Source organism: Parabacteroides bouchesdurhonensis (genome assembly GCF_900186615.1).
Lineage (GTDB): Bacteria > Bacteroidota > Bacteroidia > Bacteroidales > Tannerellaceae > Parabacteroides > Parabacteroides bouchesdurhonensis.
In genome coordinates this window covers 1848830-1859904 of the sequence record NZ_LT896588.1, presented here as the reverse complement: position 1 = coordinate 1859904, position 11075 = coordinate 1848830, and the positions used below count along the sequence as shown (strand labels likewise).

Genomic DNA, 11075 nt, shown 5'->3' with positions numbered 1-11075 from the left:
CGTGTCGGGATGATATCTCTGTAAGTTCGCTCTACTTCTTTACTTTATTGATTCTGTCCATCATGTCAAAGATCTTTTCTCATTACTGAGTGTTGTGGAGAATAACGGATTCGAACCGTTGACCCTCTGCGTGCAAGGCAGATGCTCTAGCCAGCTGAGCTAATCCCCCCTCTTGGTTTGGTAGATAGTAGTTGGTAGTTAGTAGTTAGTAGACTTATCTACTTTAACTTCCTGACTACTTTTACTACTTCTCCCGGAGTGTAGTCCCAGGCAGAGTTGAACTGCCGACCTCTACATTATCAGTGTAGCGCTCTAACCAACTGAGCTATAGGACTGGCTTATCTTTTTCTTCCTGAAACTTTCTTTCCGCGGGGATACCGCGTCGAAGCTTCTGTTTTCTCTACTGGGTTGTCCAGTTTTAAGATCATATATAAATACATTACAACTAAAGCAGCACAAGTAAGGAAGTTAATACCTTCGTTACTATACTCGGTAATTCTGTGCTCCAGAAAGGAGGTGTTCCAGCCGCACCTTCCGGTACGGCTACCTTGTTACGACTTAGCCCCAGTCACCAGTTTTACCCTAGGCCGATCCTCAACGGTTACGGACTTCAGGTACCCCCGGCTCCCATGGCTTGACGGGCGGTGTGTACAAGGCCCGGGAACGTATTCACCGCGCCATGGCTGATGCGCGATTACTAGCGAATCCAGCTTCACGGAGTCGAGTTGCAGACTCCGATCCGAACTGAGACGTGGTTTGGAGATTAGCGCCCTGTCGCCAGGTGGCTGCTCTTTGTCCACGCCATTGTAACACGTGTGTCGCCCCGGATGTAAGGGCCGTGCTGATTTGACGTCATCCCAACCTTCCTCACAGCTTACGCTGGCAGTCTCATTAGAGTCCTCACCTTGATGTGTTAGTAACTAGTGATTAGGGTTGCGCTCGTTATGGCACTTAAGCCGACACCTCACGGCACGAGCTGACGACAACCATGCAGCACCTCGCAAATGGCTATTGCTAGAAAGAATGTTTCCACTCCGGTCCAAATGCGTTCAAACCCGGGTAAGGTTCCTCGCGTATCATCGAATTAAACCACATGTTCCTCCGCTTGTGCGGGCCCCCGTCAATTCCTTTGAGTTTCACCGTTGCCGGCGTACTCCCCAGGTGGATTACTTAACGCTTTCGCTGTAGAGCTTACATTGTATCGCAAACTCCTAGTAATCATCGTTTACTGCGTGGACTACCAGGGTATCTAATCCTGTTTGATACCCACGCTTTCGTGCTTCAGTGTCAGTGATGGTTTAGTATGCTGCCTTCGCAATCGGAGTTCTGCGTGATATCTATGCATTTCACCGCTACACCACGCATTCCGCATACCTCAAACATACTCAAGATAAACAGTTTCAACGGCAATTTTATGGTTGAGCCACAAACTTTCACCGCTGACTTATCTATCCACCTACGCACCCTTTAAACCCAATAAATCCGGATAACGCTCGCATCCTCCGTATTACCGCGGCTGCTGGCACGGAGTTAGCCGATGCTTATTCGTAGGGTACATACAAAACAGGACACGTCCCGCACTTTATTCCCCTATAAAAGAAGTTTACAATCCATAGAACCTTCATCCTTCACGCGACTTGGCTGGTTCAGGCTTTCGCCCATTGACCAATATTCCTCACTGCTGCCTCCCGTAGGAGTTTGGTCCGTGTCTCAGTACCAATGTGGGGGACCTTCCTCTCAGAACCCCTATCCATCGTCGGTTTGGTGGGCCGTTACCCCGCCAACTGCCTAATGGAACGCATGCCTATCTATCAGCGATGAATCTTTAACAAATATCTCCATGCGGAGCCCCTGTTTTATGCAGTATTAATCCGACTTTCGCCGGGCTATCCTACTCTGATAGGTAAGTTGCATACGCGTTACTCACCCGTGCGCCGGTCGCCGACAGTGTATTGCTACACCTCGCTGCCCCTCGACTTGCATGTGTTAAGCCTGTCGCTAGCGTTCATCCTGAGCCAGGATCAAACTCTTCGTTGTTAAATTGTTTTTATCTCTGCTCAGAATAACCTTGTTTATTGTAAGTATTGACGGTATTAATTTTTTAATACTTGTACTACTTTTTAGTTGTATGTAAATTTTTCAAAGAACGTTGTTTGCTTTCGTTTGAAAAGCGAGTGCAAAGGTAAGGACTTTTTTCTTTCACGCAAATTTTATGAACAAAATTTTGTGGAAAGTTTTTATACCTGTTTTCCACCGCACAAACCGACATATTGCTTAGATACTTCTAACCTCAGTGACCCGATACCCGGAAAACATTTCCTTCTAATACTTAAATTTAATGCCCTCTCGCTTGAATGCGGGGACAAAAGTAGTGTTCTTAAACATATACTCCAAATCTTTTGACTATTATTTTTTACATGGAAACTGGAGACACCCTTTAATATCCAATGAATCCATATGTTACACAAGAAAAAAAACAAAACATCAATATCTAGACAATTATTCTTGATTATAAAATAATTGTTTTTCTTTATGTGTTCCCTTTAACATAATAAAACAGCCTATAGGCAGAGAATAATTCATCTATAGGCTGTTTATTTGGATAATCTATAGGAGAATATCTCATCACCTATAGTTTAAACAGTTTAATCACAACATTTCAATTCTATTACACGGCTATTTGCTTCTGCTATTGTAAATACACGCAAACCGATTTTCATTAAATAATCGCCACTAAATATTTTTCCATTATCTACAAATGTAGATTTAGCCCCCGGCATCAAATTAATTTCTTCTAATTTATATTTCTTATTCGGGTCCAAACCTTGTAATTTAACAGGATAAAGTTTTTCTGCATAACGAGGATGAAGATCATAAGCATAAAGCAATGCAGCATTTTTATCCTTACTTACATGCATAACAGCCGTATGATTTGACTCATAAGGAGATACCATTCTATAAAAATCACCTTCTAATATAACCGACTTCAAACGATTAAAATTCTTCACCGCTTGTTGACAGAACGTTAATTCATCTGGTTTTAATTCTTTCAGACCCAAATCGAATCCCATTTTGCACATCATAGCCACATCCGTACGGAATTTCACACTTGTTTTCCAATTCCAACTTGTTACATGGGCACACATCACCTTAGATGGGAAGAACTGAGAAAATCCCCATTGAATATATAATCGTTCAAACGGATCTGTATCATCACTACACCATAATTCCGTAAAATATTTCAAAGCGCCATAATCACAACGTGCACCTCCTCCTGAACAAATCATCATATACAAGTCCGGATATTTTTCAGCTACCCTCTTGAAAACATTCATCACGCCACGAACATGATCAACATATAGCTGATTTTGCTTTCCTTTTAAATAGGGAGAATAGATATTTGTAATCGGGCTGTTGCAATCCCATTTCAAGAACGCTATTTCAGGATTTTCCGTCATCAACTTATCTACTACCCCGAATACATAATCTTCCACCTCCGGATTACTCAAATCTAGCACCAGTTGATTACGGTAATAATAGGTTTCACGATTCGGTTGACGAATCGCCCAGTCTGGATGTTTGTCAAACAGTTCACTTTTCGGATTCACCATCTCCGGTTCAACCCAGATACCAAACTTCACACCTGCATCTTTTGCTGCTTTTACCAAATTAGGAATACCGTTCGGAAGTTTACTCTTCATTACTTCCCAGTCTCCCAAACCGGCATGATCATTAACGCGGGGATATTTATTACCAAACCAACCGTCATCCAACAAAAACAAATCCACCCCCAAGTCTTTGGCTTCTACCATTATTTCTTCCAGCTTCTGTTCGTCGAAGTTAAAACCTGTAGATTCCCAGTTATTCAATAAGGTAAGACGATCGTCTTTTCCTCTTTTCACTTGATAATTACGAGCCCAGTCATGAAAACTGCGACTAGCCTTTCCTACGCCCTGATTACTCAACGTAAAGATAAATTCAGGTGTAACAAATACTTCATTCGGTTTCAATTCATAATTAGAAGCATATGGATTAATACCGGATATAATACGAATATTATTCATATTATCCACCTCAAAAGTAAAACGGAAATTTCCGGTCCAGCCAATCGTACCCATTAGTACATCGCCTTCATTCTCGCGAACCACATCACCCAATCCCAATTGGAAGAACGGATATGATTGCATGGCGGCACGAGATCCTAGTTTTGTATCAATAATTTTCTTACCGAATTTTAACTCCTGGCTAGTCATACCCATTTCTTTAGCCCAATCACCACAAAACTCGGTAAGATAGTACTTCGGGCTCTCAAAATACAGCATACTTGATGCATACAAGAATATAGATACCGGTTTCTTTTCATTATGGCTAATATCTGTCCAAGTTTTAATAATATTCTCCTTTGCATAAGTAATATAATGTATCTTCACATTAACTGGATATACATCATCTTTCATTGATATAATAGTTTCGGTAACATTGTCATCCAATTTTTTCACGTCAGAAGACACAAACCGAAAAATACTAGTCATATTCCCATCATTATGTTGTATACCAAAAGCCGGTTCGTAATAATCTTCCGCACCTGAACAAGGATATATTTCCCATCCACGAGTTGAAACGGCATCATCAGATCCGGACCTTACATATATCGGAAGATTTCCAAACTCCGATTCATTCAACAAACAGCTTCCTAAATACGATTGATAAACACGGCCATTAGGAGCCACTCTTAAAATTAAATCAGTCTCTGCAGTAGAAATACGAATGGGTCCTTGTTCCGCAGCCTCCAACTGCACTAAACAAAGTAAAAATAGAAAAATAGAAAAAAATGTCTTTTTCATGGTGAATAAATAATAGTATAATGTAAATATTAAAAAGCCCGGCTTGACTACCATATCACACGGAATCCAGTCGGGCTATAAGAATTTTCACGTAATTAATTCTGATCCTTTAAAATAACATCATGAGCTCCTCCTTCCACAATACTTGTAGAAGATACAAGCGTTATCTTTGCCTGTTTCTGTAACTCTTCAATTGAAATAGAACCACAACTACACATAGTTGCCTTGATCTTACCTAAAGTTACATTTAAATTATCTTTCATCTTACCAGCATAAGGTACATAACTATCTACGCCTTCTTCAAATTTCAGCGATTCGCTACCACCCATATCATAACGTTGCCAGTTCTTTGCACGATTAGAACCCTCGCCCCAATACTCTTTTACAAAGCTGTTACCTATCTTTAATTTTTTCGTTGGAGATTCATCAAAACGGGCAAAATAACGTCCCATCATCAGGAAATCGGCACCCATAGCCAAAGCAAGTACCATGTGATAATCATGCACTAAGCCACCATCACTACAAATCGGTACATAAATACCATGTTTTTTAAAATAAACATCCCGAGCCTGAGCTACATCGATTAAAGCAGTTGCCTGGCCGCGACCAATGCCTTTCTGTTCACGGGTAATGCAAATAGAACCACCACCAATACCAACTTTAATAAAATCAGCACCTGCGTCTACCAAATAGTTGAAACCTTCCTGGTCCACTACATTTCCAGCCCCAACTAAGACTTTATCACCATACATTTTTTTAATCCAAACCAAAGTATCACGCTGCCATTCCGAATAACCGTCGGAAGAATCAATACATAACACATCGACTCCAGCTTCTACTAAAGCAGGAACACGCTCCATATAATCACGTGTATTAATACCGGCACCCACCAATAATTTCTTATCCGAGCCGGACAATTCCAACGGATTATCACGATGACTATCATAATCCTTACGGAATACAAAATATTGCAACTTCTGATTCTTATCAATAATTGGCAGTGTATTCAGTTTATGTTCCCAAATAATCTGATTAGCTTCTTTCAATGTCATACCCAGTTCTCCTACAATTAATTTTGAGAACGGTGTCATAAAATCTTTCACTTTTTTGTCCAGGGAATCTTTTTCCACCCGATAATCGCGGCTGGTAACAAGGCCCAATAATTTTCCATTAGGCGTACCGTCATCTGTTATTCCTATTGTAGAATGTTCTGTTTTGTTAACTAAAGCCACCACATCCGCTAATGTAGCTTCAGGAGTAAGATTTGAATCGCTTATAACAAATCCTGCTTTAAACTTTTTCACCTTACGAACCATATCCGCTTGACTTTCTATCGGCTGAGAACCAAAAATAAAAGAAAGACCACCATTACGAGCTAATTCCATAGCTAATTCCGGCCCCGATACAGACTGCATAATTGCCGACACAAAAGGTATATTCAATTCTATCGCAGCCTTCTCGCCTGCCTTAAATTTCACCAAAGGAGCCTTTAGAGAAACATTAGCAGGAATACATTGTTTTGTCGTTAACCCCGGAATAAGTAAATATTCTCCAAATGTTCTTGAAACATCATTTAAATAGATTGCCATAAGATTCTAATATATTTTCAGGATGATAAGAAATAATTGTGCAAATGTAGTTATTTCCGCTCACATATGCCCTTTTTTGAAGTTAAAAACTTTCCAGACCTCTCAGATGTTTTATAGATATATTAATTAAAAGAAAAGAACGTTATGAAACAGGTAGTAGACAAAGCCAATTCAAGAGGTCACGCAAATCACGGTTGGTTAAAGACATATCATACTTTTAGTTTTGCAAATTATTATAATCCCAAACGCATGCATTTCGGTATGTTACGCGTACTGAATGATGACACTGTAGCTCCAAGAGAGGGATTCGATATGCATCCGCATAAAAATATGGAAGTTATTTCCATACCTTTACATGGTTACCTACGCCACGGTGATAGTATAAAGAACAGCGAAGTAATCACACCTGGTGATATTCAGGTGATGAGTGCCGGAACAGGCATTATTCACAGCGAATTTAACGACAGCGCCGAAGAGCAACTGGCATTTTTACAAATTTGGGTATTGCCTCGTGAAGAAAATACTTCTCCAAAATACAATAATTATGATATCCGTCCGGTACTTAAAGACAATCAATTCTCACTAATCATTGCACCTGATGGTAGCGCTCCGGCCTCTATTAACCAAGATGCATGGTTCTCTTTAGGCACATTGGATGCCGGACAGGTAAAAGAATACAAGTTACATCACAAAAATAATGGAGTATACGTATTTATTATTGAAGGAGAAGTCGAAATAAACAACACCGTTTTATCAAAACGAGACGGAGCTGGTTTTTGGGAGACAGACCATATCTTCATAGAAGTACTAAAGAATTCAAAGGTTCTCCTTATGGAAGTTCCTATGTAATATTTAAATAAACTTTAAGTTGACAGTTAATCGAATAAATATCCGACAATTGTCAACTTATTTTTGTGTTTAAAAGAAACTAACAATCCCTCTGCGTAAAAAATAAAACAGAATGTGTATATTTGTAGCTCAATGTAAATCAATTTAGTATTTAAGTCTAACTTTTCTAAAAATGGAATTTATTATGAATCGAGTAACTACCACGAGTTTGTTCGCCTCTTGTGCAATTTCATTAGCGCTATTTACTTCATGTGCTGAGAAAGCACAGAACACACTTACTCCTGAAGAAGTCGCAGATGGCTGGCAATTATTGTTTGATGGTAAAACCTTAAATGGTTGGAAAGATTACAACGGAACTACACTTACCCAACCTTGGCATGTTGTAGACGGATGTATTCAAGCAAAAGGTGACGGTAGCGATGCAAGCGGCTACATCGTAACAGAAAAAGAGTATGAAAATTTTGAACTGTCATGGGACTGGAAGTTATCAAAAGGCGGTAACAGCGGTATGCTGTACCACGTAGTGGAACGTCCACAATTTTCTGTACCATACGTTACTGGTCCGGAATACCAGTTGATAGACGAACCTAATTTCCCACAACCTTTGGAGGAATGGCAAAAGCTAGGCGTAGATTATGCAATGCATTTGCCTGACAAATCAAAAATGAAAGTAAACCCACAAGGCGAATGGAACAACTCAAAAATTGTATTCGACAACGGTCATGTAGAACATTGGCTAAATGGAGAGAAGATTCTTGAATTTGAAGCATGGACTGATGATTGGTACGAAAAAAAGAACAGCGGAAAATGGGCTAACGCTTCTGAATATGGATTAGCTAAAAAAGGTGTCCTTTGTTTACAAGACCATGGTTATCCTGCATCATTCCGTAACATCAAGATAAAAGAGCTTCCCCGTAAAGCAGGAAAAGAAGTCGTTTTATTTAATGGGAAAGACCTTCACGGATGGGAAGCATATGGAACCGAAAAGTGGTATGTAGATAACGACGGATGTTTAGTATGTGAAAGCGGTCCTGATAAAAAATATGGATATCTGGCTACAAGAGATTACTATGATGATTTTGACTTGACAGTTGAATTTAAGCAAGAGGCCGACGGCAACTCTGGTGTATTTATCCGTTCTTTCGTTGAAAATGGTGCAAAAGTAAACGGTTGGCAGGTTGAAGTAGCTCCTAAGGGACATGACACCGGTGGCATTTACGAATCATACGGTCGCGGCTGGTTAGTTCAAATTCCGGACGAAAAAGAAAGCATCCTTAAAGAAGGCGATTGGAATACAATGCGCATCAAAGTGCAGGGAGACAATGTTCAAACATGGTTAAACGGTCAAGAAATGGTTAATATCAACGATGAAAAGATCGGTGCCGGTAAGGGACGTATTGCTCTTCAAATTCATGACGGAGGTGGGATTAAAGTTCGCTGGCGTAATTTGAAATTGACAACTTTGTAATTTTCAATAAGAAACAGAAAATCCCTTCCAATACAAATGGAAGGGATTTTTTATTTAAAATATTTCATTCCTTTCCCGTATTCTCTTAAAAATGATTGATCGGGATATTGTTTCCAATACTGGTCATCCATATAAACAGCAAAAGAAGTAATGTTTTTAATACCAAAACCGGCATACGTATTTAAATCAGACATAAACACATCTTTATGCCAAGGAAGTTTTACCGCCGGTTTTTTCCAGTCACTGAAAAGAGAAACATCCAACCAATACTCAAGAACAACAGCAGTCTCTGCTGGAAATACTTCTAAATTCTCTTTCAGACAGCGGAGATTCTCAGCATGCGCCATTCCTCTTCCACTGGCAGATTCATCAGAAAGAGGCTTTTTCCAATTACGATAAAATGGAGCAAACTCCAAAAAAACACCTTCTGCAGGTTTTACTTTCACCGGAGCTTCTAATGTACTATGATAAGCTAAATGTGCCAATTGGGCTTCCGGATCAAATGTTCTAAGTTCTTGAATCATCCGGTTTTCTATCATTAAAGCTTGCTCACTTCCTGAAAGACAGGAACATTGCGGACATGCACAAAGTGGAGCTCCATCATCCAGCCAATAATAATAACGATGATTGGTAGACGGTAACAGCCGGGCGTAATATACAGCATTCTTAGCTATGATATCCAAAGCGTTAGAAGAACTGGCACAACAATTGAAATCGGCTATGCGATTACCGTTTTCATCCATACGAAACATAGTTGAATCTTCTGAGAATAATTCCCGAGGCAATAATTCATGAATAGCATGCAATTGATGTTCTACCTGAATACCATACTTTTGGCAATCAGCCAAAAATGTTTTCCCTCTTTCCGATGTAATAAAGGCTTCAACCTCTTTAGGAGTAACATGAGTACCAATCGTATTAATTCCGGATTTTGTTGCTAAACGGGGCCAATCAACCGTCTCCAAATCGTGAACAGAGAGAACAACCCCTCTCATTTCAAAAGCAGATTCTTTTGTATGGCATGCACATAAAATCATTACCATCAAGCTTATTATCAATTTTTTCATAACAATAATGATTTAAATATTACTCCCCCTCTATCCTGCAAAGATCAGGTAGAGGGGAGTTAGCATTGACTTATTTACGTCCGTTTCCCTTATAATGACGCTTTGACTTTTGCTGTTGATCTGTTTGCTTTTCCTGATAGAGTTTATATTGCTCCTCTGTCAGCACTTTCTTCAATTGAGCATCGCGATCATTCCGCATTGCCAGCATTCCAGCCCGTTTCTTTTCCCGATCGGCTTTCGCAACCTCACGTTCAGCTTTCATTTTCTGCCGGAATTCTTCATTTATTTTCCGGAATTCGGCTGCTTGTTTATCATCGAGCTTGAGTTCTTGAATCATTTTTTCACAACGTTTCGACGGATCACCGGCTTTTCTATCCATATGCCTACCCTCACGTGCAAACGCAGAAACAGAACTTAACAAAACAACCAAACATAAACCTATTACTTTCTTCATAAACTAAATACCTATTACTTTAATTAATACTCCTTTGTGAAGCGCTTCAAAATAATAGACTAAAAGTTTAGTAAAAGGTTTAACAGTTGCCTGACGAATTTATTTCATCAGACAACTATTCTCTTTAAAGCTGTTTGATATTTATATTACGGAACCAAATATTAGACGCTCCATGCTTGCCCTGAAAACCTATATATCCAACCGGAGCAATCTCACAATATGGTTTCGGCAACCAGGTCGGAATATCTGTACCATCAGGATTCTTTGTACCGGAAGTCCAGTCTGCCAAATTAGCGGATACTATTTTCTTCCCATTCAATTCCACATCTATCTGCTGCCCTTTGGCTGTAATTATCATTCTGTTCCATTCTCCAGGTTTTTTCACAACCAACTGTTCATTGGCTCCTTTATGCCCATAGATAGCACCACAACGAAAATTCTCAGGATATTCTTGCCACTGCGGGTGGTGATCATCTGCAATTTGTATTTCAACGGCAGTCGGTATCCAGTTTTCTTTATCCGGACAATAAATAATAACACCACTATTTGTGTTTTCATCATTTTTAAACTCCAGATCAAGTACAAAGTTTTCATATTGATCTTTCGTCCAGATGGCCTGGTCGGAAGTCGCAGTTAAGATACCGTCATTAATACTCCAGACAGTCTTATCATAATCAGCATTCGACAGATCATCGGCAAACAACGGTTTAAAATCAGTCTTTTCACTGCAAGCCGCAAAGCCCAGACATAACACAAATAAAGCAAATAGCTTTCCGATACAAAGTTTGTTCATAATTGTAATTT

7 protein-coding genes, 2 tRNA genes and 1 rRNA gene are annotated in these 11075 nt (G+C 39.7%); 2 read left to right on the top strand and 8 right to left on the bottom strand.

Annotated features, from left to right (window positions below):
• Positions 1-95: 95 nt before the first annotated feature.
• From C1721_RS07905 to C1721_RS07885, 5 genes are all read right to left on the bottom strand, one after another.
• Positions 96-169: transfer RNA gene (locus C1721_RS07905), tRNA-Ala, on the bottom strand.
• A gap of 92 nt (positions 170-261) precedes the next feature.
• Positions 262-335: transfer RNA gene (locus C1721_RS07900), tRNA-Ile, on the bottom strand.
• Positions 336-509: 174 nt separating this feature from the next.
• Positions 510-2037, bottom strand: a 16S ribosomal RNA gene (locus C1721_RS07895).
• A 608-nt stretch (positions 2038-2645) separates the two neighbouring features.
• A complete protein-coding gene (locus C1721_RS07890) occupies positions 2646-4844 on the bottom strand; it encodes an alpha-galactosidase (protein ID WP_102407879.1) in 2199 nt (732 codons plus the stop codon).
• Positions 4845-4939: 95 nt separating this feature from the next.
• Entirely contained in the window at positions 4940-6433 is a 1494-nt protein-coding gene (locus tag C1721_RS07885) for an IMP dehydrogenase (protein WP_102407878.1), read from the bottom strand.
• Positions 6434-6577: 144 nt separating this feature from the next.
• On the opposite strand from C1721_RS07885, the gene C1721_RS07880 reads away from it, so the two are divergent.
• Together C1721_RS07880 and C1721_RS07875 are read left to right on the top strand one after the other, a co-directional pair.
• A complete protein-coding gene (locus C1721_RS07880) occupies positions 6578-7282 on the top strand; it encodes a pirin family protein (RefSeq protein ID WP_102407877.1) in 705 nt (234 codons plus the stop codon).
• Between the two features lie 172 nt (positions 7283-7454).
• A complete protein-coding gene (locus C1721_RS07875) occupies positions 7455-8750 on the top strand; it encodes a 3-keto-disaccharide hydrolase (protein ID WP_102407876.1) in 1296 nt (431 codons plus the stop codon).
• 50 nt (positions 8751-8800) lie between these two features.
• On the opposite strand, the gene C1721_RS07870 is transcribed toward C1721_RS07875, so the two are convergent.
• The 3 genes from C1721_RS07870 to C1721_RS07860 form a co-directional block, all read right to left on the bottom strand.
• Positions 8801-9817, bottom strand: coding sequence for a DUF4838 domain-containing protein (locus C1721_RS07870; RefSeq protein WP_102407875.1), 1017 nt, complete (start codon positions 9815-9817; stop codon positions 8801-8803).
• Positions 9818-9887: 70 nt separating this feature from the next.
• Positions 9888-10271 (bottom strand): hypothetical protein, encoded by a 384-nt coding sequence (locus C1721_RS07865; protein ID WP_102407874.1) that lies wholly within the window; start codon positions 10269-10271, stop codon positions 9888-9890.
• Positions 10272-10395: 124 nt separating this feature from the next.
• Positions 10396-11064 (bottom strand): 3-keto-disaccharide hydrolase, encoded by a 669-nt coding sequence (locus C1721_RS07860; protein WP_234347394.1) that lies wholly within the window; start codon positions 11062-11064, stop codon positions 10396-10398.
• Positions 11065-11075 lie beyond the last annotated feature (11 nt).

Excerpts from the sequence above, each read along its gene's own strand:
- C1721_RS07890 (WP_102407879.1), bottom strand. The coding sequence starts at position 4,844 with ATGAAAAAGACATTTTTTTCTATTTTTCTATTTTTACTTTGTTTAGTG.
- C1721_RS07885 (WP_102407878.1), bottom strand. The coding sequence starts at position 6,433 with ATGGCAATCTATTTAAATGATGTTTCAAGAACATTTGGAGAATATTTA.
- C1721_RS07880 (WP_102407877.1), top strand. The coding sequence starts at position 6,578 with ATGAAACAGGTAGTAGACAAAGCCAATTCAAGAGGTCACGCAAATCAC.
- C1721_RS07875 (WP_102407876.1), top strand. The coding sequence starts at position 7,455 with ATGGAATTTATTATGAATCGAGTAACTACCACGAGTTTGTTCGCCTCT.
- C1721_RS07870 (WP_102407875.1), bottom strand. The coding sequence starts at position 9,817 with ATGAAAAAATTGATAATAAGCTTGATGGTAATGATTTTATGTGCATGC.
- C1721_RS07865 (WP_102407874.1), bottom strand. The coding sequence starts at position 10,271 with ATGAAGAAAGTAATAGGTTTATGTTTGGTTGTTTTGTTAAGTTCTGTT.
- C1721_RS07860 (WP_234347394.1), bottom strand. The coding sequence starts at position 11,064 with ATGAACAAACTTTGTATCGGAAAGCTATTTGCTTTATTTGTGTTATGT.